The 20505-nt window shown below is 59.3% G+C and carries 17 protein-coding genes; 11 read left to right on the forward strand and 6 right to left on the reverse strand.

The window, feature by feature from the left end; all coding sequences use genetic code 11:
• Positions 1-18 precede the first annotated feature (18 nt).
• Together ACL2XG_RS02030 and ACL2XG_RS02035 are read right to left on the reverse strand one after the other, a co-directional pair.
• Positions 19-1428: a YeiH family protein gene (locus ACL2XG_RS02030; protein ID WP_413723007.1), complete on the reverse strand. Its 1410-nt coding sequence runs from the start codon at positions 1426-1428 to the stop codon at positions 19-21.
• A gap of 235 nt (positions 1429-1663) precedes the next feature.
• A complete protein-coding gene (locus tag ACL2XG_RS02035) occupies positions 1664-2542 on the reverse strand; it encodes a DMT family transporter (RefSeq protein ID WP_410016805.1) in 879 nt (292 codons plus the stop codon).
• 193 nt (positions 2543-2735) lie between these two features.
• On the opposite strand from ACL2XG_RS02035, the gene ACL2XG_RS02040 reads away from it, so the two are divergent.
• Positions 2736-3806 carry a hypothetical protein gene (locus tag ACL2XG_RS02040; protein WP_413723006.1) on the forward strand — a complete coding sequence of 357 codons (1071 nt, stop codon included), beginning with the start codon at positions 2736-2738 and terminating at the stop codon, positions 3804-3806.
• Between the two features lie 70 nt (positions 3807-3876).
• Here ACL2XG_RS02040 and ACL2XG_RS02045 read toward each other — a convergent pair whose 3' ends face one another.
• Both ACL2XG_RS02045 and ACL2XG_RS02050 read right to left on the reverse strand, forming a co-directional pair.
• The gene (locus ACL2XG_RS02045) at positions 3877-4728 is read right to left on the reverse strand and encodes an IclR family transcriptional regulator (protein ID WP_410014743.1); all 852 of its coding nucleotides are present in this window, start codon (positions 4726-4728) and stop codon (positions 3877-3879) included.
• A gap of 202 nt (positions 4729-4930) precedes the next feature.
• Positions 4931-6478 carry an aldehyde dehydrogenase (NADP(+)) gene (locus ACL2XG_RS02050; RefSeq protein ID WP_413723005.1) on the reverse strand — a complete coding sequence of 516 codons (1548 nt, stop codon included), beginning with the start codon at positions 6476-6478 and terminating at the stop codon, positions 4931-4933.
• A gap of 362 nt (positions 6479-6840) precedes the next feature.
• Between ACL2XG_RS02050 and ACL2XG_RS02055 the strand changes: the two genes are divergently transcribed.
• From ACL2XG_RS02055 to ACL2XG_RS02085, 7 genes are all read left to right on the forward strand, one after another.
• On the forward strand, positions 6841-7743 hold the full coding sequence (locus ACL2XG_RS02055; RefSeq protein ID WP_413723004.1) for a dihydrodipicolinate synthase family protein: 903 nt from the start codon (positions 6841-6843) through the stop codon (positions 7741-7743).
• 88 nt (positions 7744-7831) lie between these two features.
• Positions 7832-9181, forward strand: a complete 1350-nt coding sequence (locus ACL2XG_RS02060; RefSeq protein ID WP_413723003.1) for an MFS transporter — start codon at positions 7832-7834, stop codon at positions 9179-9181.
• Positions 9182-9351: 170 nt separating this feature from the next.
• Positions 9352-10374, forward strand: a complete 1023-nt coding sequence (locus tag ACL2XG_RS02065) for an LLM class flavin-dependent oxidoreductase (RefSeq protein WP_413723002.1) — start codon at positions 9352-9354, stop codon at positions 10372-10374.
• Positions 10375-10672: 298 nt separating this feature from the next.
• Positions 10673-11347 carry a MarC family NAAT transporter gene (locus tag ACL2XG_RS02070; protein ID WP_410014748.1) on the forward strand — a complete coding sequence of 225 codons (675 nt, stop codon included), beginning with the start codon at positions 10673-10675 and terminating at the stop codon, positions 11345-11347.
• Between the two features lie 214 nt (positions 11348-11561).
• A complete protein-coding gene (locus ACL2XG_RS02075) occupies positions 11562-12140 on the forward strand; it encodes a DedA family protein (RefSeq protein ID WP_410014749.1) in 579 nt (192 codons plus the stop codon).
• A 4-nt stretch (positions 12141-12144) separates the two neighbouring features.
• Entirely contained in the window at positions 12145-13359 is a 1215-nt protein-coding gene (locus tag ACL2XG_RS02080) for a glycosyltransferase (protein WP_413723001.1), read from the forward strand.
• Positions 13359-14087: a glycosyltransferase family 2 protein gene (locus ACL2XG_RS02085; protein WP_410014751.1), complete on the forward strand. Its 729-nt coding sequence runs from the start codon at positions 13359-13361 to the stop codon at positions 14085-14087. The genes ACL2XG_RS02080 and ACL2XG_RS02085 overlap by 1 nt, the downstream gene beginning before the upstream one ends.
• 65 nt (positions 14088-14152) lie before the next feature.
• On the opposite strand, the gene ACL2XG_RS02090 is transcribed toward ACL2XG_RS02085, so the two are convergent.
• Together ACL2XG_RS02090 and ACL2XG_RS02095 are read right to left on the reverse strand one after the other, a co-directional pair.
• A complete protein-coding gene (locus ACL2XG_RS02090; protein WP_410014752.1) occupies positions 14153-15316 on the reverse strand; it encodes a mandelate racemase/muconate lactonizing enzyme family protein in 1164 nt (387 codons plus the stop codon).
• Between the two features lie 36 nt (positions 15317-15352).
• Positions 15353-16720: an MFS transporter gene (locus ACL2XG_RS02095; RefSeq protein ID WP_410014753.1), complete on the reverse strand. Its 1368-nt coding sequence runs from the start codon at positions 16718-16720 to the stop codon at positions 15353-15355.
• A 225-nt stretch (positions 16721-16945) separates the two neighbouring features.
• Here ACL2XG_RS02095 and ACL2XG_RS02100 point away from each other — a divergent pair, with 225 nt between their 5' ends.
• From ACL2XG_RS02100 to ACL2XG_RS02110, 3 genes are all read left to right on the forward strand, one after another.
• Positions 16946-18001: a LacI family DNA-binding transcriptional regulator gene (locus ACL2XG_RS02100; RefSeq protein ID WP_413723000.1), complete on the forward strand. Its 1056-nt coding sequence runs from the start codon at positions 16946-16948 to the stop codon at positions 17999-18001.
• 241 nt (positions 18002-18242) lie between these two features.
• A complete protein-coding gene (gene dtnK, locus ACL2XG_RS02105; RefSeq protein ID WP_413722999.1) occupies positions 18243-19532 on the forward strand; it encodes a D-threonate kinase in 1290 nt (429 codons plus the stop codon).
• Positions 19525-20505: a D-threonate 4-phosphate dehydrogenase gene (locus tag ACL2XG_RS02110; RefSeq protein ID WP_413722998.1), complete on the forward strand. Its 981-nt coding sequence runs from the start codon at positions 19525-19527 to the stop codon at positions 20503-20505. The genes dtnK and ACL2XG_RS02110 overlap by 8 nt, the downstream gene beginning before the upstream one ends.

Genomic DNA, 20505 nt, shown 5'->3' on the forward strand with positions numbered 1-20505 from the left:
CGTGGTTTTGCCGTGCCATTACAGATTACCCAGCTGGTTCCAAAAGTCCGCAAAGACATGGGCGGAAAGGAAATAACCGAGGATGACATTGACCACGACCCCGAGGGTAAATGCCCAAAACGGCCGCAGGCCGGTGCTGGTCAGGCGGGAGAAGCGGGTGCTCAGGCCAATGCTTAAAAAGCAGAAAATAAACGCCCAGGTGCGCAGCGCCGTGATCGGGGCGATAAAGGCCGGCGTCAGGGTGGTGCGGTATTCCGCCAGAGTGTAGTGGCTGCTTAGCCAGGTAACGAACAGCGAGGCCAGCACAAAACCCAACACGAATTTGGGGAAGCGCTGCCAGATTTCCGCCGCCCCGGTCCTGGCGTCGATGTCATTATCCGCGTTGCGCCAGCGGGTGGTGGCGACGATAGCCAATGCAAATGCCCAGATGCCGATCCAGATATCGCGGCCAATCACTTTCATCAGGGTAAACGCCTGCACCGCGGCATCCGGTTTGCCGGCGATGGCGCCGGCCGAATGGGCGGCAAAATCACTGTAGGTTTGCGCCGCCGCGATGCCGGCCGCGTCGGCAAATTCCGACGTGCCTATCCAGGCGCCGGCGACGCCGGTGGAAAGCCCCAGCGCGCGCGCCGCGAACGGCAGCACCAGCAACGACACGATAGCCCAGATAATCACCAGCGAAATGGCCACCGAGGCCTGCTCGCGTTTGGCGCGCACCGCGCCCGCCACGGCGATGGCCGCCGATACGCCGCAAACGGCGCCGCCGACGCCCAGCACCGCGGCGAAACGCTGCTCAAGCCCCAGCAGGCGGGCGGCGTAATAGATGACAAAAAAGGTGACCAGCGACACGATAGCCGCCTGTCCGATCGCCACCGGACCGGCCCAGAGGATAAGCGTCAGCGGCAGCGTGGCGCCCAGCAGCACGATGCCGATTTTAATAAAGTATTCCACGCGCAGGCTTTGCGCCAGCCAGTCCGGTATCCGCCAGAGATTGGACACCGCCAGACCCAGCACCAGGGCCAGCAGCGGCGGTTCCAGATTATAACGCGAGGCGCTGGCCCAGGCGCCGAGCTGGAAAATAAATACCGCCACAATAAACAGCACGGTAAAACCGGCCAGGAACGTGCCGGGCCGGTGGCCGATAATGGCGCCGCTGACGGTAAGCAGCACCGCCCAGACCAGGTACAGCCCCGCCAGCGCGGGCAGGCGGCTGACCAGATCCCGGCCCGCCTCATCCAGGGTGGTCCATTTCGCCGGCGCGGTAGCCAGCCATTTGATACTGCCGCCCTGTGAAAACAGGACAAACGCGGTCCCGATTAACGCGAGCGCCAGGATGATCGACCACCAGTCCTCCTGTTGCCACCAGCGGGACGCCCGCGGCTCTTCAGGCGGGACGATTGCCGCGCCGTTATGTTCGCTTATGCTCATTATTCCTGCCCTAATGGAGAAGTGATTATTAGAATAATCAGCGGGTAAAAAGCCGCTGTTCCCCGAAAAATAGCGGAAATGCCACGGACTGGGTATTACTATTAAGTTATGGTTAATAACTAATGATTATATATTAGGACGTGAGGCTAAATGGCGCCGAAAATAAACAACCCAGGGCCGGCTATTGCCGTAATGTACTTTATAAACCTGAAATCAAGATATAGGCGCCGCGCCGCTAGGCGTTAATTTTTTTCAGCAGCAGGTATTGACGGCCGCGATACAGTATTAACGCCAGCAAAATCAGGCAACAGCCCACGGCCTTTTGCGCCGGCATATTTTCTCCATACCATAGGGTCGCGAGCAGAACGGTCCATACCGGTTCCAATACCATGATAATGGCGGCATTGGCCACGCTGGTTTTTTTCTGCCCCGCCATTTGCAATAAAAATCGTAACGAGGTGGCAATAATCGCGCTGGCCGCGAACCATAGCCAAATATCGGCGCCGATCGCGGCGGGCCATGTCTCGTAGTACCATGAAAGCGCCACGCCGCAGAGGCCGGTGCAAAACAACTGGATACAGGTTAAGGGCAATACCGGCATTAAACGGGCAAAACGGCTGTTCACACAAAAATATACCGCCTGGGCCAGCGCGGCGCAGAGAAACCAGAACTGGCTGACGGAAAGTTGCCAGCCGTGGGTCAGGGTAAGCAGGGCCAGACCCGCCAGCGCCAGCGGCAACGATTCCCAAAACGGGCGCGACGGCGGCATCCTGAATAGAATCCACGCCGCCAACGGCACAAACAGCATGGACAGGCTCATGATAAACGCGCCTTCTCCCAGGGCATGACTGAGCGATACCGCATAGATCCACAGCAATAGCGATACCGCCTGCAGGCAACCCACGCCGATAATGCCGGGGATCGCCGCCGGGATGATGTGGTTTCGCCGGCCGAAGCAAAAGGGCAGCAGGAACGCGGCGGCAAGTAAAAACCGCGCGCCGATAAAACCGAACGTCGGCATTCCCTGTAACGATTCCTTGGAGAAGATCCATCCAAAACCCGCAATTAACGTTGTTGCCACTAATAACAAATCCGCGCGCCGTTGTTGGCTTATCATTATCCGCTTACCAGCCTGTGCTTATATGAATATTTCGCCGTTGTACCCGCCGGAAAAGAACCATCGCCGGCCGTGGTCATTATCTCTTTTACCATAATGACTTAACCCATCCATAAATCAATATCTACGCTTATGGTGTTTGGCGGCGGCCAGCACAGGGCGGACACCCGCCGGCCTGTGAGACCTGGGCATGCCGCTGGATATAAACAGACCTGAGAATTCTTCAGTGCCACATTTTCGACGCACTTCAATGAGGAAATATATGGATATCCCCGCAATCTCATCCGCCGGTCTCTCTCCGGGAATTGTAAATGGATTTGACCACGCTGATACACAACAAAATAACGCTCTATTGGCCGAGTGGGACAACTGGGCTAAGCTGGCGCCGGACGGCGAGGCTGAATATCGCAACAAAGCCGTGCTTATGCTAAAAGATTGTCTGGAACGCGGCGCGACCTATCTGAACCTGAACTGCCTGAATATTTCAAGCTTGCCGGCAAGCTTGCCGCCGACGCTGACGTCGCTTTACCTTGATAATACGCACCTGGCGAAGTTATCGGATACTCTGCCGGAGGGATTACAGACACTGAGCGTCAGCAACACGCCGCTGGAAAGCATTTCAGCCGGTCTGCCCCAGGGGTTGCAGACGCTTTCCGCCAACCGCACAAACTTGACCGCTTTGCCCGAACTGCCTTCGACGCTCACCAGCCTCGACGTCAGTAACACGATGCTCACTGAGCTGCCCACGTTACCCGAGGGTTTGGCGATCATCCATGCCTCCGATACCCAGTTGGCACGCTTACCCGCCAATCTGTCGGGGACATTAAAGCTGTATATCGCCAATACCCCGCTGGCATCGTTAATCGATAAGATGCTGCCCGGCATCCTGCTGTCCGGTGGGCTGTTCAGCGCCGGCGCATTGCTGGGGGGAGTACTGCCTGGATGGTTAACCGGGGGCTTGCACGGCGATGGCATAATTGGCGACCCCGTCCCAGATTTGCCCGGCGTTGGAATCATTGACGGCCCCGCCGGCGGCTTACCCGGCAATGGGATTATCGAGGGCGCCACCGGCGGCGTGCCCGGCGGCGCGATGGTTGGCGCAATAGCCGGGGAATCCCCGCTTGGCGCGGCAAACGCGGCGATGGCCGGTGCGATATCGGACAAGGGTATTCTCGATCTCAGCAAGGTCCCCCGCAGCCGTTTGGCCAGCAGCGAGGCGACCGTGCCTGCGCAGCCCGACACGGAGGCGCTAACCTCATAAAGCGCACCGGGTCGTGATGTTATCCTGAGAAGGCCGCCTGGCGGTCTTCTTTTTTTAGGGCGTCCCGCTATCAGCCGGCATGGTCCGGGCGGCTATCGTGGCGCGTGAATGCCGTTGCCGCGGCGACAGTGCGGCCCGGCAACCAGCCCAGCTCCAGCGAAATTTTGTGGGCGGTCTCCATCACCAGCCCGGCCAGTCCCTCCAGGCGGGGGAGGGGCAACCGTTCCGCCGGCCCGGACACACTGAGCGCGGCGAAAACCTGGCCATTGGCGCCGCGTATGGGCGCGCCGACGCAGTGCACGCCAAGTTCATTTTCCTGCAAATCGTAAGCGCAGCCTCGTTCATGAATCAGCCGCAGTTCCGCCAGCAGCAGATCGCCGTCGGTAATGGTGTGCGGCGTGCGTTCCGGCAGGGAATCGCTAATGATTTTATGTATAAGGCCGGCGGATTGCCAGGCGAGAAACGCCTTGCCGACGCTGGTACAGTGCACCGGCGCCGCCTCGATGCGGGTTATCATGGTATTGCCGCTGCTGTTCATGGCCTGCCGTTCCACAAAGGCCATCTGCGCGCCGTCAAAAATGCACAGATGCGTATTTTCGCCGGTGATCAGCTGCAGCCGGGTAGCATAAGGACGGGCATGGCTGTCCAGATCGAGGTTTTGCAATACCAGGCTCCCCAGCTGAAATAATTTCATGCCCAGCTTGTAGGTATCCCGTTTGCCGTTTTGTTCCAGCAAACCGATATCCCGCAGCGACGACACCAGGCGATGGGTGGTGGCGCGCGGCAATCCCGTGCGCGCGGCAATATCCGCCGGCGTCAGATCGGCGTCGCGTTGGGAGAAGCATTCCAGGATTTGCATAACCTTGATCAGGCTTTTGATCGATGCCTGCTGGGCGACCTCAGCGTCGGCGCGTGTTTTCATACCTACTCCCTGCATCAGATAACGGACCACCGCGATGGCTTACCTACCGTCGCTTAGCTTACCATGCCCGGGCCAGGTCCGGGCGTGGCCGCCCTTTGCCAGCGCGCATGCGCCGTTTTTGCTTAAAAAAAACCTTCATCGCCATTATATCCCGAATTGCGGGATGTTCACGCGCTGAGTCAATCACGCCCGGCGCGCCGCCTTATACCGGCGCGGCGCCATGCGGCCGCAGTTCCGGGGGCAGCAGCGCGGCGGGGAAATCCTGGTAACAGACCGGACGCAGGAAGCGGCTAATGGCGCCGGCGCCCACCGACGTGGTGCGCGCATCGCTGGTGGCGGGGAAGGGACCGCCGTGCACCATGGCGTAACCCACGTCCACTCCTGTGGGGAAGCCGTTGACCAGCAGCCGTCCGGCGCGGCGCTCCAGGGTGGGCAGCAGCGCCCGCGCATCGTCGTGATCGGCATCGTCCAGATGCAGGCTGACGGTCAGCTGGCCTTCCAGCGCCTGTACCACCGCCAGCAATTGCCGGTTATCCCGGCAGCGCACCACCAGTGAAGTGGGTCCGAACACTTCCTGGCTCAGCGACGGCTGGGCGAGGAAATCGCCGGCATCCGTCACCAGCACCGCCGCCTGCGCCTGGTTGGGCGCCCGCGCCGGTTGTCCCGCGGCAAGCCGGCCGACGCCGCCGGCAGCGCCGAGCGCCGCGGTGTTTTCCCGCCATGCCCGCCAGATGGCGCCGGTCAGCATGGTGGCGGCGGGCTTCTCTCGCAGCGCCAGTGTTACCTGCTGGCAGAAATGCCGCAGCGGTTCGCCGTCGATAGCCAACACCAGTCCGGGGCAGGTGCAGAACTGGCCGGCGCCCAAGGTCAGCGACTCCACATAGCCGCCGGCGATGGCTGCGCCCCGGTGAGCCAACGCGGCCGGCAACAGGATCTGGGGATTAACGCTGCTCATTTCGGCATACACCGGTATCGGCACGGCGCGTTGCCGCGCCTGGGCCACCAGCGCCAGGCCGCCCGCCCGCGAGCCGGTAAAGCCTACCGCCTGGATCAGCGGATGCGCCACCAGCCGTTCGCCCACGCTGTGTTCGGCGCCATGCAGCAGCGAAAACACGCCGGGCGGCAGCCGCAGTTGCTCCGCCGCCTGCTGGATGGCCCGTCCCACCAGCTCGCTGGTACCGGGATGCGCCGGATGCGCCTTGACCACAATCGGGCAACCGGCCGCCAGCGCCGAGGCGCTATCGCCGCCGGCAACCGAAAACGCCAGCGGAAAATTACTGGCGCCGAATACGGCCACCGGCCCGAGCGCGATATGACGCTGGCGTAAGTCCGGGCGCGGCAGCGGCTTGCGCGCGGGCAGCGCTTGTTCAATGATGACCTGCAAAAATTCCCCGCGCCGCACCACCTCGGCAAACAGCGCCAGCTGTCCAAGGGTACGGGCCCGCTCGCCCTCGATACGCCCGCGCGGCAGCCCGGTTTCCTGTACGGCGCGCGCAATCAGCGCATCGCCCAACGCCTGAATATTGTCGCCGATGCGCGTCAGGAAATCGGCGCGCAGCGTCAGCGGCAGCGCGCGGTAAACATCAAAGGCCTGTTCCGCCAGTTGGCAGGCGCGATCGATCTGCGCGGGCGCGGCATCATAAAAATCAGGTGCCAGCGGCCTGTCGCCGGCGGGATCGGCGGCGTAGAACCGCGTGCCGCCCCCTTGTTGCATTTCGCTGCCAATAATCAGGTTGCCTGTAAGCTCCATCGCCTGCCTCCTCATGAAAACGCGGCGCGTGTCCTCTGACCCGGCGCCATAATCATCGCGTAAATCCCATAATGTGGGATATGAATAATTAATTTTACGGTTATATACCGTAATGTAAATAGAACCCACTGTGATTTTACTGCGGCTACGCTTGGGTTTTCATTTCGTTATTTGATTAAATAGCTATTAATCATAAAGTTGAATGTAATTATTTTATAATAGTGGTTATTTTATTTGGATTTTATTGCTATTAAATGTGATTTAAATCCCATATTGATGGATTTAGTATTGATCAAAGAAAAATTATCTCACATTAATAGATGTATATCGTATTCGCAACATCCCCATAACAGGAGTGTAAAATGAGTCAGAATAACCATGCTGAGCTAAAGGCTAAACTGCGCGGGGTGCTGCCGCCTATCGCCATGCCGTTCGATGCCCGGGGTGAACTGGTGACCGGCGGGCTGAAACCGCAGATTGATTTTATTATCAACAGCGGCGCCGGCGCGATTGTGGTCGGCGGCAGCACCGGCGAAGGCCATACGCTCTCCGACAGTGAATTTAAACAGGCGATGACCGAGGCATATGAAGCTAATAATGGCCGCGTGCCCTTCGTCGCGGGACTTATCGTTAACAGCACCCGCCAGGCGATTGCCCGCGTCAAAATGCTGGCCGGCATGAAACTCGATGCGCTGCAGGTCACGCCGGTGCACTATCTGTTCAAGCCGGATGCCGAGGCCACGGTGCGGCATTTTCGTGAAATCTACGATGCCACCGGCGTTCCTATCCTTATCTATAACGTTATCCCCTGGAACTATCTCAGCCTGGAGCTGATGGGCCGCATTATGGATGAAGTGCCCGGCGTGGTGGGCATGAAGCAAAGCTCCGGCGACCTGAAAGCCGTGTCCGATCTGCTGCTCAGCTGCCCGGATAAAATTATCCTCAGCGGCGTGGATGCGCTGCTGTATCCCGCTTTTGCCCTGGGCTGCCAGGGCGCGATTTCGGCGCTGACCAGCGCGGTGCCCTCAGTGGTGCATGACCTGTTTACCGCCGTGGAAAACAACGATCACGCCACCGCGCGCGCCCTGCATTTCGGCCTGGCCGGGCTGTGGAATACGCTGCCCCACGATAATTTGCCCGCCTGCGTAAAATATATCCAGTCGCTGCAAGGGGTGCCGCTGTTCCAGCCGCGTCCTCCGATGCAGCCGGTCAGCGAAGCGCTGAAACACCAGATCAAACAGGCTTTTGATCACCTGATGGGGTAAAGCCACTCCGGCCTGCGTCCACGCTGGGACGCAGGCCCATAATCATAGCCCAGCGCCCCCGTACCCGGCGCGATGGAGGCGAACGGCGATGAAATCTTATCACTCTGCATTCGCGGCCGATGCGCATGAAAATACCGCGCCGGCATACCTGAACCTGACCAGGCCTAAACACCATAATCTGCGATGGCTCATTATTGGCATCATTGCACTACTCACTATTACCAATTATCTGGATCGCGGCAATCTCTCCGTGGCGGCGCCGCAGATTATGCGGGATTTGCATATCAGCAACGCCATGATGGGGGTGATCCTCTCGGCCTTTGTCTGGCCTTACGCCATCATGAATTTGCCCGCCGGCTGGGCGGTGGACCGTTTTGGCGTCAGGCTGTTGCTCGCGCTGGCGGCGGGGCTGTGGTCGATTGTCGCCATCCTTACCGGCTTTGCCCGCGGCGTCGGCGCGTTTATCGGCCTGCGCGTCGCGCTGGGCATCAGCGAGGCGCCGTTATTTCCCGCCGCGCTGAAAGCGGCCGACACCTGGTTTCCCGAACGGGAAAAAGCGGCGGCCACCAGCGCCTATATCGCGGCCACCCAAGTGGGGCTGGCGCTGGCGCCGCCCATTTCGACACTGCTGATGGCGCAATTCGGCTGGCCGGTAATGTTTATCATCATGGGGATGCTGGGATTTATCGCCCTCATCGGCTGGCTGGTTATCTACCGCGAACCGGAGCGGCATCCCCGGCTGCACCGGGACGAGCTGCGCTATATCAGCGCCGGCCAGCAGCAGCGCCGCGACGCCGCGCTTGCCGGCCGGGGCCGGGTTTCGCTGCGCGAATGGAGCGGCCTGTTCACCTACGCCACCACCTGGTACATGGTAATCGGCGGCTTTTGCCTGCAATACGTCTTCTGGTTCTACATCACCTGGCTGCCGACCTACCTCCAGCAGGCGCAGGGCTTTACCCTTAACCGCGCGGGCCTGCTCTCGGCGCTGCCTTATATTGCCGGCGGCGTGGCGGTGCTGATCGGCGGCCGATTCTCCGATCGGCTGGTGAGCCGCGGCGTGGATCCGTTCAAGGCCCGCCGCTGCACCATCGCCGGGGCCGCGGTAATGACCGCGCTGGCGATGTTTGTCACCGCCGCGTCCAACGGGCCGGCGCTGGCGGTGGCGCTGCTGACGCTCGGCATGTTTACCTACAGCCTTTCCTCCGGCAACTACTGGACATTGGCCGCCGAAGCCGTCACCTCCAGACGCCTGGTCGCCTCTGTGGGCAGCATCCAGAATTTCGGCGGCTTCCTCGGCGGCGCCTGTTCGCCCATCGTCACCGGCGTGGTGGTCGACAAGTTCGGCGGTTTTGTCCCCGCGCTGGTGGTGGCCGGCGCCATGGCGCTCGTTTCGGCCGTCATGTATGGCTTTGCGCTGCGCCGGCGCCTGCCGGTATAACCGGTGGAAACCTCCGCGCGCCGCCAGGAGTCGCGGGGCGCGCTTTTCTCAGGATGGCCTGAACGGCCGGCGTTGTAATTCTTAGCAGTATTGTGTATTTATTTAACCTCATTGCTAAGGTTTATGGTGACCATGCCGGCCAGCCACTCTGAAGAGAAGGACAATACGCCATGAAGAAGATTGGATTTTTGTCGTTTGGCCACTGGACGCCTTCCCCTCAGTCGGGGACCCGCTCCGCCGCCGATGCGCTGCTGCAATCCATTGAGCTGGCCGTCGCCGCCGAGGAACTGGGCGCGGACGGCGCCTATTTCCGCGTGCACCACTTCGCCCGCCAGCTCAGCTCTCCGTTCCCGCTGCTGGCCGCGGTCGGCGCCAGGACCCGCCGTATCGAGATCGGCACCGGCGTTATCGATATGCGTTATGAAAACCCTCATTATATGGCCGAGGACGCCGGCGCGGCCGACCTTATCGCCGGCGGGCGCCTGCAGCTCGGCATCAGCCGGGGTTCGCCCGAGCAGGTCATCGAGGGCTGGCGCCACTTCGGCTACCGGCCCGCCGAAGGCGAGACGGATGCCGATATGGCCCGGCGCCATACCGAAACCCTGCTTGAGGTGCTGCGCGGAGAAGGATTCGCCCAGCCCAATCCGCAGCCGATGTTTCCCAACCCGCCGGGACTGCTGCGTCTCGAACCTTACTCCGCCGGCCTGCGCGAGCGTATCTGGTGGGGGGCCGGCTCAAATGCCACCGCGGTCTGGGCGGCAAAGCTTGGGATGAACCTGCAAAGCTCCACGCTAAAGGATGACGAGACCGGCGAACCGTTCCATGTGCAGCAGGCCGCGCAGATCCGCGCCTACCGCTCGGCCTGGCAGGAAGCCGGGCATACGCGCGCGCCCCGGGTATCGGTGAGCCGCAGCATCTTCGCCCTGATGGACGAGCGCGATCGCGCCTATTTCGGCAACAGCAGCCGCGACGGCGATCAGATCGGTTTCCTCGACGAAAAGACCCGCGCCATCTTCGGCCGCAGCTACGCCGCCGAACCGGATGTGCTGATAAAGGAACTGGCGCAGGATGAAGCGATTGCCGAGGCCGACACGCTGCTGCTAACCGTACCGAACCAGTTAGGCGTCGACTATAACGCGCACGTGATCGAGGCGATATTGCACCATGTCGCGCCCGGCCTGGGCTGGCGCTGACCGTACCGGCGCCTGCGCGCCGCATTAGCGGCGCGGCGGTCATGGCGGCATGGATCATTGCCCGCCGGTATTTTTACTTATTCGCGCCACGCCGGCGCTTAAATTAAATTTATCATTACCCTGTTCCGGACGGGAATCACTATTTCGCCGCCGTTAACATTCGTTAAGATATAACCTATTTACAGGAGATGCTTATAACAGCAGTCAGCCAATATTGTCCCTGCCGCGCCATGCCAGGGTAATTTTTTCATGCTAAGCTATGCGCCGTCTGTTCCTGTGATTGTTTGAGGTACGCCCCATGTTAGGACTTTCCCAATTGTTGCAAGCGGTAACCTTGGGTTTGGTATTGCTGTTGCCGCTGGTGAATCCGTTAACATCGGTTGCGCTGTTATTAAGCCTTTCCGGCAACATGAGCTATAAAGAAGTCAAACATCAGGCGTTTCTGGCCTCGGTGTACGTCTTTTTCATCATGATCGTCGCTTTTTATGCCGGCCAGCTGGTGATGAACACCTTTGGCATTTCCATCCCGGGACTCAGGATTGCCGGCGGGCTGATTGTCGCGTTTATCGGTTTTCGCATGCTTTTTCCCCATCCCCGCCATGAAAAATCTTCTATAGTGGATGCCAAACATCAAGAGATGCTGAACGAGGGTTCGGAAAGCATTGCCTTTGTGCCATTGGCCATGCCGGGCAGCGCCGGGCCCGGCACCATCGCCATGATCATCAGTTCGGTTTCCACGTTAAAAGATAATTCTCTGGGGTTTGAAAGCTGGGTATTGCTGGTCAGTCCAGCGCTGACCTTTGCCACCATCTCTTTTATCCTTTGGATTTGCCTGAACGGCTCCGGCGTTATTATGCGCCTGATTGGCAAAAGCGGTATCGATGCCATATCCCGATTAATGGGTTTTCTGCTGGTATGCGTAGGGGTGCAGTTTATAATAAATGGCGTTTTAGAAATCATCGCGGTGCATTAATACATTACTTAATTAAAAGATTAAGCCGGCTATTAAAATACCGGTCTTAATCTTTAATCATCATACATCGCCAGAAAAAAAGCACCGCCGATTTTTATTCGTCAAAGCTTGGTAATATGCCAGTAACAACTCTATAGTATGGTTTCTACCGCAGAATATCGGCGCGAAATAGCGTATTGGTAAATGGCGAACAACAATGATGCCGGGAGGGACTATGCCGCAATGGATATCGACCGCCATTGCCAACTACGGATACGCCGCCCTGTTTATCGCCGTTCTGGTGGAAGGCCCGATGGCGACAGTCTTTGGCGCGATCCTGGCATCCCAGGGACTGCTGCATATCAGCGGCGTTTATGCCGTCAGCGTGGCGGGCGACCTGACCGGGGACGTGATTCTCTATGGGCTGGGCCGGAGTGGGCGCATCACCACGTTGTTGCTGCGGCGCCGTTTCGACCTCCAGGGCGGCCGGCAGCTGGAGCCGCTGATGGCGCGGTTTCGCCGCCATCCCGGGCGCGTGCTGGTCACGGCGAAGCTGACGCATGCGGCGGGGTTCGTGGTGTTGTTAAGCGCCGGCGCGGCAAAAATTCCGCTCGGGCTGTTTCTTGGTTTCAATCTCCTGGCGACGCTGCCCAAGTCCGGCTTATTGCTCTTGCTGGGTTGGTTTGCCGGCGCCGCATGGGCGCGTATCAATGTATGGCTGTGGCTGTTTTCCTGTGCGTTGCTGGTGTCGCTCGCCATCGCGGTGGTCGTCTACCGGCGCCGGAATAACGGAGTGGAGCTGCCAGGGGGGTAATTCCATGCGTATTGCTGTATTTACCGACAGTTTTTATCCGGAGCTGGGCGGTATCCAGGATTCGGTATTGTCCGGATGCCGGGAATTGGGCAAACGCGGTCATCAGGTGGTGATTCTCGCGCCCCGCGCCACCGGACATGACTTTGCCGTGGCCGGCGTACCCGCACGGGAAGTCGACGCGGGGAAAAATGTTTCCGTCCGCCGGCTGTTTTCGCTGCCGGTGCCCAGTTCGACCGGGCAATCCCGCCTGGTGGTGCCCACCGGGCGGCGCTGGCGCCAGTTGTTGTCTTTCGCGCCGGATATTATCCATACCCATACTTTTCTCGGCGCCGGTCTGGAAGCGCTGAGCGCCGCGCGCCAACTGGATATTCCGCTGGTAGGCACCAATCACTGGGCCATCGGGGAGTTTGCCGGCTATACGCCGTTTTCGGCGCAATTTTTCCGCAACGTCAGCCTGCGGGCGGTCAACCGCTATTACAACCACTGCGCATTAGTGACCGGTCCTTCCCATTCCGTGATTGACGAAATGCGCGCGTTTGGCCTGCGCAGCCCCCACTGCGTGCTGTCCAATCCGGTGGATCCCGCCCAGTTCCATCCGGTCCCGGACGAACGCCGCGCCATGCTTAAACGGGCGCACGGTTTCAGCGACGCAACCATTGTCTATGCCGGCCGTCTGGCGGACGAAAAAAAAATCGATGTGCTGATTCGCGCCCTGGCGCTTATCGCCGCGGAGGTGCCCGAAGCGATGCTGGTGTTGGCGGGGCACGGCTCCGCCCGCCATCGCCTGGAGCATCTGGCGCGGGCGCTGGGGGTCGGCGATCGCGTCAGGTTTACCGGCACGCTGGATAAAGCCACGCTGGCGGATGTGTTTCACGCGGCGGACATCTTTGCCATCGCCAGCACGTCTGAAACACAAAGCATGGTATTGATCCAGGCAATGAGCGCGGGCCTGCCCGTGGTCGGGGCGCGCTGGCGCGCGCTGCCGGAATATATCGACCCGCAATCGGGGTTCCTGGCGCAGCCGGGGGACCCTGAGGATTTTGCCCGCAGGCTGACCCACTTGCTGCGCGCGAAAGCGCTGCGCCAGAAAATGGGCGAGCATGCCGCGCGGCAAACCAGGCATTTTTCCATCACTACCGTGACAAGCCGCTGGGAAGAGATTTATGCCCGGATCGGTCTGGCAGTACCCGAGGGCATGTCGCGTATCTCAGGAGCGTAATGATGAAACTCAGTTTAATAATCCCAGCGTATAACGAAGAGTTGTATCTTGCGACCTGCCTGCAATACGCCCTGCGGGAGCTGACGGCGCACGCACATCCCGGTGAGTACGAAATTATTGTCGTTAATAACGCCAGTACCGACCGGACGTCGGACATCGCCGCCGGCTTCAGTGGGGTTCGCGTCGTCTACGAACCGATAAAAGGCCTCACCCGCGCCCGCCAGAAAGGGCTGGAATCGGCCTGCGGCGATATTCTGGCCTTTATCGACGCCGACACGCGTATGCCGTCCGGCTGGCTGGATAAAGTGCTGCATGCCTATGCGCAGCGCGGCGATCTGGTCTGTATCAGCGGCCCATACCGTTATTTCGACCTGCCGGGAATAAAAAGCGTCCTGGTGAAATTCTACTGGCTGGCGCTGGCGAAACCTACTTACTGGTGCACCGGCTATATGGCGGTGGGCGGTAATTTCGCCGCCAGTAAACGGGCCTTGCTGCGTATCGGCGGCTTTGATACGTCTATCGCGTTTTATGGCGAAGACACCAATATCGCCCGTCGGCTGGCGGGCGAGGGGCGGGTACAGTTTGACCTGGATATGGTGATGGAAACGTCGGCGCGCCGCCTGAAAGAGGAAGGCTTCGCCACCACGGCGCTACGCTACGTCCTGAACTTTATGTCCGAGGCCATCCGCAATAAGCCCGCCACCTCCGAATATCGGGATATCCGCTAAGGGCCGCCGGCGTAGTGCGCCACGCGCCGAGCCACGCACGCGGTGCCGCTTCCGCCTTCAGGCCGTTATTGATCGACAATAAAACCATCCAGGTGCGGGCGCATGGAAATGGGTTTGCTTAACGGCGGACGGATACGCTGCGCGTCGGGCAGTAATTTCATTCCCAGGCCTGGCCCGTCGGGAATATCCACAAAACCGTCCAGCGGCAGGGGAACTTTATCCACGATATTGCTCCCCAAATGCTCGGGGCGGGATGCGAAAATGCCCGCTTCAAAGCCGGTGGCATATTCCTGAATGGCGAAATTAGGAATAGCGGCCGCCAATTGCAGACAGGCGGCCAGGCCGATGGGTGAGAGCGGATTATGGGGAACCACCTGGACATGATGCGCTTCGGCCATCGCCGCGACTTTTTTGCCGCCGGTAATTCCACCGCACAGGCACAAATCCACGCGGGCGAACTCCATCGCGTTGCGGCTCAGCAGGGCCTGGAATTCATAGAGGGTGGAAAAGCGCTCCCCGGTGGCGATGGGAACATGGATTTTATCCGCCACCCGCGCCATGGCATCGGCATTTTCCGGCCGGATGGGGTCTTCCACAAACATAGGATGATATTCTTCTATGCCGCGGGTAAAGGTCACCGCTTCCGGCGGCGTCAGGCGCCGGTGCAACTCAATCAACAAATCGACCCGATCGCCGACCACTTCCCGCATACGCCTGACGTTATTGATGGCATCACGCATTTTGCGGATATGGGTTTTAAAATAAACCTTGTCATTACCTTCATCCAGGAAAGGATTGAGATGACCGAATGCCGTAAATCCCGCATCCATTTTAGCCTGGCATTCTTCCAGTATTTTCTCAATGGTCTGTTCATAAATATGGCCATATATCCGCGCTTTTTTGCGCACCGGTCCTCCCAATAATTGATAAATCGGCACATTCAGGGCCTGGCCTTTAATATCCCAAAGCGCGATATCTATCGCCGAAATGGCCGCATTGATGGCCAGTCCCTGGAAATAGCTGAACCGATGCATCACATTCCAGTGGTGTTCGATATCAAACGCTGATCTTCCCTCCAGATATTCAGCGAAACGCTGGATAGCGGCGCCCGAGGCCTCAATATGGCCCCAGGCACCGGCTTCGCCATAGCCAACCAATCCGCTGTCGGTTTCCACGCGGGCAAACATGAACTGACCAATATGCAATGGCTCAACTCGGGTTATTTTCATAGGCTCCTCACTGACTGTTTATATCGCGAAATTTTTTTACCGGTTTGGATGTGACGAATAGGCGCCGTGCTCGTGCGCCTGCTTGCCGCCTTCGGCCTCGACATCACGTAAATCACGACCACGGGTTTCCGGCCCGAGAAATACCGATACGGCCGTCAGGACCGACAGCACGATGACGTAGGCGCAAACCAGTTTGGGATCCCCGTCGCCCACGGCTAATAAACTGAGGGCGATGATGGGGGCTATCCCCCCGGAAATGGGCGAGGTGACTTCCCTCGCCAGCGAAAAACCGGTATAGCGCACCCGTGAAGGGAACATCTCCGCCAGCCATGGACTTTGCGCCGAGGTCATCATGGTCTTGGCAATGGAAGAGACCAGAAACAGGCCGGCGTAAATCCATACCAGCTCCCGGGTTTGCAGCAGATGGAAAAAAGGAATAATCGCCAGGCCGGAAAGAATCGCGCCCCCCATGTAAACGGGCTTACGCCCCACTTTATCGGAGACCCAGCCAAATAAGGGCACGGTAATGAATTGCAAGGCGGTGCTGAACATTAGCGCGGTGACAATTTCGTCCCTGGCGATATGTAATTGCTGGGTGACATACACAATGACAAATGATTCGTAGATATACGCCAGGGAATTATCGCCTAACCGAGCGCCCCAGGCGCAAAACAGCTGGCGTTTCGACGTTTTGAATACTTCACGCACCGGGTTTTTGATAACGGCGTTCTTGCGTTTTAATTCTTCAAAGATGGGCGACTCTTTTAACTTCATGCGTATAATAACGCCAAACGCAATGACCACGGTGCTTAATAAAAACGGTATGCGCCATCCCCATACCTCAAATGCTTCTTTAGATAAATGCGAAGAGAAGTTGAAGGTGGCCAGCGATAACAACAGGCCCAGGGCCACTCCCATATAAGGCATCGCGCCATAAAGACCGCGCCGTTCAGCCGGCGCATTTTCAACAACGATCAATACCGCGCCGGCATATTCAGCGCCTGAGCCAAGCCCCTGGAGGGCGCGAAGCAGGGTCAGCAGGATAGGCGCCGCTATACCCGCCTGGGCATAGGTCGGCAACAGCCCCATCAGGGTGGTTGAACTTCCCATTAAGAGTAAGGTGATCACCAGCACTTTTTTACGGCCGATGCGATCGCCGAGATAGCCAAACAGCACGCTGCCGAACGGGCGGACGAAAAAGCCGATGCTAAAGCTGGCAAAAGCCAGAATAGTACCGGTCAAGTGGTCGAAAGACGGGAAAAATAAGGTATTGAATAACGTTGCCGCAGCGGTGGCATACAGATAATAATCATACCATTCAACCGTCGTGCCGATGATGGCGCTGAGAATGGTATTACGGATGACTTGCCGGGTTGCCGGCGTTTGCGCGATTGCTTGTTCCACGACGAGCCCCTTATAGGTAGGTGTGCAGGTTTGGCCAACGTTGGAATAAAAAACCACATACGAGTTATGCTTACCTTCGCATCCAGCGTGCGAGGCGGTGGTAATAACCCTAAAATAATCGGCGATATGTTGTTATATGATGCTTGGAAACGTTTCCGGAAACGTTTCCAGTGATTAAAAAGCGGTTGCCACAGACTGTCAAGTTTCTTTGGCGCGAGGATGTATATGAGTTCAAAAAATGAGACACCGGTCAATGAACGGGCCGGAATCCGTCAAGTTGCTGAACTGGCCGGCGTGGGGATCGCCTCCGTTTCCCGCGTGCTGTCAGGGCAACCGGGCGTCAGTAAAGAAATGACGGAACGGGTACTGGCTGCGGCGGAGAAGTTACGTTATACCCCCAATGTCCTGGCGCAAAGCCTGCGTCGCCGTTCAACTAAATCTATCGGTTTTGTCTGTTCGGATATCACCAATCCGTTGCTGGCCTCAATCGTCAGCGGCGCGGAAAGTGTCCTGACGGCCTCGGGGTTTTCCCTGCTGCTGACCAATTCTGGCGGGGTGCCGGCAATGGATGCGGAACATATTGACGTATTGCAACAACGCCAGGTGGACGGGCTGATTTTGCTGCCGTCGCTGGAAAATGATGAAGCGACCTTGAGCGTGCTGCGTAAAAGCACCATTCCCATGGTGGTGATTGACCGTACGTTGCCGGATGATGTCAACGCCAATACGGTATTATCCGATCATTTTACCGGCGTAGGCGCCGCCGCCAGGGCGCTATTGCAGTTGGGCCACCGGCGTATCGGCCTGATCGTCGGACGAGATGTGCGCCCGACCCGGGAGCGTATCCGTGCCGTGCGGGAGGCCTATCAGGCATGCCAGGCGGCGCCTGATTTTATGATAGAGGCAGGTATCCTGTCGGTCGCCCACGGCGAGCGGGCTATGGCGCGCTTACTGGCATTGTCACACCCGCCGACCGCGGTGATTTTGGGCGGTAACCAATTACTGGAGGGTGCGCTGAAAGCGGTGGGGCAGCGCAACCTGGTCCTCGGCCGCGATCTGTCGCTGGTGTGTTGTGACGATGTCGCCATCGGCCGCCTGTTTTCGCCGCCAATTGCCACCGTGATGCGCGATAACGGCTTATTGGGCAAACGTGCCGCGGAGCTGTTACTGGGACAGCTGCGGCATCCTCATGAAAAAGAAAATATTCTCTTGCCAACCTGGTTTGAAAACCGCGCCAGCTGCGGCCCGGTACCGCCCACGCCGGGTCAGGCAGACGTATAAGGCATGCAACCTGCCACGGCCGACGCGTTGGCGGCTGTTGGCCAACGATATCCGGCGTTGTTTGACCGCGGTTAGTCTCAATGCGCGATTTCAATCATAATATGTCATAAACTACTGCCATGTGGCATGTATCAGCGTTAAGTCTCCGTTTGGATAATTTGATCTTGCTCACGGTTAATCAAATATGATTAAATATAATCATTATAACTCGTGACCACCGATAATAACCTAAGGAATGTCTATGCCGGCCGGGCAAAACAACGCGCAGATAGGGGTGATCGCCGACGATTTTACCGGGGCCAATGATGCGGGCGTGGGGCTGACCCGCCACGGCGCCCGGGTCAATGTGCTGTTCGGCGGCGCGGACGCGATCACCGACGGCGGTCGCGCCGACGCCTGGGTTATCAGTACCGACAGCCGTGCCCTGCCGGCCGGGGAGGCGGCGCGGAGGGTGGGCAGGGCGGTAGGGCAATTACGTGCCGTCGCGCCGGACGGCTGGCTGTATAAAAAGATCGATTCCACGCTGCGCGGCAACCTGGGCGCCGAAATCGAGGCGGCCCTCAACGGCGCGCAGGCGCCGCTGGCGATTATCGCCGCGGCCGCGCCCGCCATGGGCCGGTGCATCCGCAACGGCCACTGCGAAGTCAACGGCCGCAGGTTAACCGATACCGAATTTGCCAGCGATCCCAATACGCCGGTCGACACCTCCTCCATAGCCGGACGGATCAACGAGCAAAGCGCGCTGCCGCTGGCGGAGCTGGATGTAGCGGCGGTGCGCGACGCTTCCCTGGCAATGCGGATTACCGCCCTGGCGGAACAGGGTTGCCGGCTGGTGGTGCTCGACAGCCTGCTGGACGACGATTTACAACGTATCGTCGCGGCGCTGCGGCAGTTGCCGTTCAAGCCGCTGCTGGTGGGATCGGCGGGCTTGATTGACCCGTTGGCGCGCAGCCTGCCATTCGCGCCGGCGCCGCCCCTGCTGGCGGTTATCGGCTCCATGAGCGCCGCGGCCCGGCGGCAAATCGACCACGCGCGGGATAACGCGGCGGTCAGGCTGGTGGATATTGATGTGCTGCGTCTGTTCAGCGCAAACCCGGCGAGCTTGATCGATCAATGGGTCGGTGACGTGAGCGCGGCATTGCGCGCGGGCAGGCACTGCGTGGTTCGTACCTGCCAGGATGAAGATCAGCGACGGCATATCGAAGCGGTCTGTCGACAACACGGCATCAGCCGCCAGCGGTTGGGCGAGGATATCTGCCTGGCGCTCGGCCGCCTGACGCGCCGGGTGGTCGACGCCCAACCCATCGGCGGGCTGTATCTGACCGGCGGCGACGTTGCCGTCGCGGTCGCCTCCGCGCTGGATGCGACCGGCTTCCACATCCGGGGACAGATTGCCGCCTGCGTCCCTTACGGCCGCTTGCTGGGCGGCGTGGCGCAAAACATACCGGTAATGACCAAAGCGGGCGGTTTCGGCGGTGAAACCACGCTATCAGAAGTTATTCGCTTTATTGAGGAGATGTCGCGTGACTAAGACAATTGCGGTAACCATGGGAGATCCGGCGGGCATTGGTCCGGAAATTATCATTAAAGCGTTGGCTGAAGGTGAATTTTCCGGTGCGCCGGTGGTGGTGGTGGGCTGTGTTTCCACCCTGCGCCGTATCCTGTCGCTGCGGATCACACCGCCCGCCGAATTGAAAATCATTGCCCGTCCCGCCGACGCGCGGTTTGCGCCCGGGGTTATCAATGTCATCGATGAGCCGCTGCAACAGCCCGCGGCATTGGTTCCCGGCCAGGTGCAGCCGCAGGCGGGCGACCTGGCCTATCGCTGCGTAAAACACGCCACCGGACTGGCGCTGGCCGGCGAGGTCCACGCCATCGCCACCGCGCCGCTGAACAAGGAGGCGCTGCATGCCGCCGGCCATATTTACCCCGGCCATACCGAATTGCTGGCCAAGCTGACGCAGAGCCGGGATTACGCCATGGTGCTATACACCGACCGGCTGAAGGTGATTCATGTCACCACGCATATCGCGCTGCGTAAATTTCTCGACACGCTGAGCCGCGAGCGGGTGGAAACGGTCATTCAAATGGCGGATACCTTTCTCAGGCGGGTCGGTTTCCCCCACCCGCGCATCGCGGTAGCCGGCGTCAACCCGCACGCGGGTGAGCACGGCCTGTTCGGCGACGAGGAAATTACCGTCGTTAATCCCGCGGTGGCCGCCATGCGCGACAAAGGGCTGGACGTCACCGGCGCGTGCCCGCCCGATACCGTTTTTCTGCAAACCTATGAAGGCCATTATGATATGGTGGTGGCGATGTACCACGATCAGGGGCATATCCCGTTGAAATTACTAGGGTTTTATGACGGTGTCAACATTACCGCCGGCCTGCCGTTCATCCGCACCTCAGCCGATCACGGCACGGCGTTTGATATTGCCTGGACCGGCAAGGCCAAGGCCGACAGCATGGCGATAGCGATAAAACTGGCCATGCAGCTGGCCTGA

It is taken from the genome of Sodalis sp. RH24 (assembly GCF_047324145.1).
Lineage (GTDB): Bacteria > Pseudomonadota > Gammaproteobacteria > Enterobacterales > Enterobacteriaceae > Acerihabitans.

Excerpts from the sequence above, each read along its gene's own strand:
- ACL2XG_RS02030 (WP_413723007.1), bottom strand. The coding sequence starts at position 1,428 with ATGAGCATAAGCGAACATAACGGCGCGGCAATCGTCCCGCCTGAAGAG.
- ACL2XG_RS02040 (WP_413723006.1), top strand. The coding sequence starts at position 2,736 with ATGCCGCTGGATATAAACAGACCTGAGAATTCTTCAGTGCCACATTTT.
- ACL2XG_RS02045 (WP_410014743.1), bottom strand. The coding sequence starts at position 4,728 with ATGAAAACACGCGCCGACGCTGAGGTCGCCCAGCAGGCATCGATCAAA.
- ACL2XG_RS02050 (WP_413723005.1), bottom strand. The coding sequence starts at position 6,478 with ATGGAGCTTACAGGCAACCTGATTATTGGCAGCGAAATGCAACAAGGG.
- ACL2XG_RS02055 (WP_413723004.1), top strand. The coding sequence starts at position 6,841 with ATGAGTCAGAATAACCATGCTGAGCTAAAGGCTAAACTGCGCGGGGTG.
- ACL2XG_RS02060 (WP_413723003.1), top strand. The coding sequence starts at position 7,832 with ATGAAATCTTATCACTCTGCATTCGCGGCCGATGCGCATGAAAATACC.
- ACL2XG_RS02065 (WP_413723002.1), top strand. The coding sequence starts at position 9,352 with ATGAAGAAGATTGGATTTTTGTCGTTTGGCCACTGGACGCCTTCCCCT.
- ACL2XG_RS02070 (WP_410014748.1), top strand. The coding sequence starts at position 10,673 with ATGTTAGGACTTTCCCAATTGTTGCAAGCGGTAACCTTGGGTTTGGTA.
- ACL2XG_RS02075 (WP_410014749.1), top strand. The coding sequence starts at position 11,562 with ATGCCGCAATGGATATCGACCGCCATTGCCAACTACGGATACGCCGCC.
- ACL2XG_RS02080 (WP_413723001.1), top strand. The coding sequence starts at position 12,145 with ATGCGTATTGCTGTATTTACCGACAGTTTTTATCCGGAGCTGGGCGGT.
- ACL2XG_RS02085 (WP_410014751.1), top strand. The coding sequence starts at position 13,359 with ATGATGAAACTCAGTTTAATAATCCCAGCGTATAACGAAGAGTTGTAT.
- ACL2XG_RS02090 (WP_410014752.1), bottom strand. The coding sequence starts at position 15,316 with ATGAAAATAACCCGAGTTGAGCCATTGCATATTGGTCAGTTCATGTTT.
- ACL2XG_RS02100 (WP_413723000.1), top strand. The coding sequence starts at position 16,946 with ATGAGTTCAAAAAATGAGACACCGGTCAATGAACGGGCCGGAATCCGT.
- dtnK (WP_413722999.1), top strand. The coding sequence starts at position 18,243 with ATGCCGGCCGGGCAAAACAACGCGCAGATAGGGGTGATCGCCGACGAT.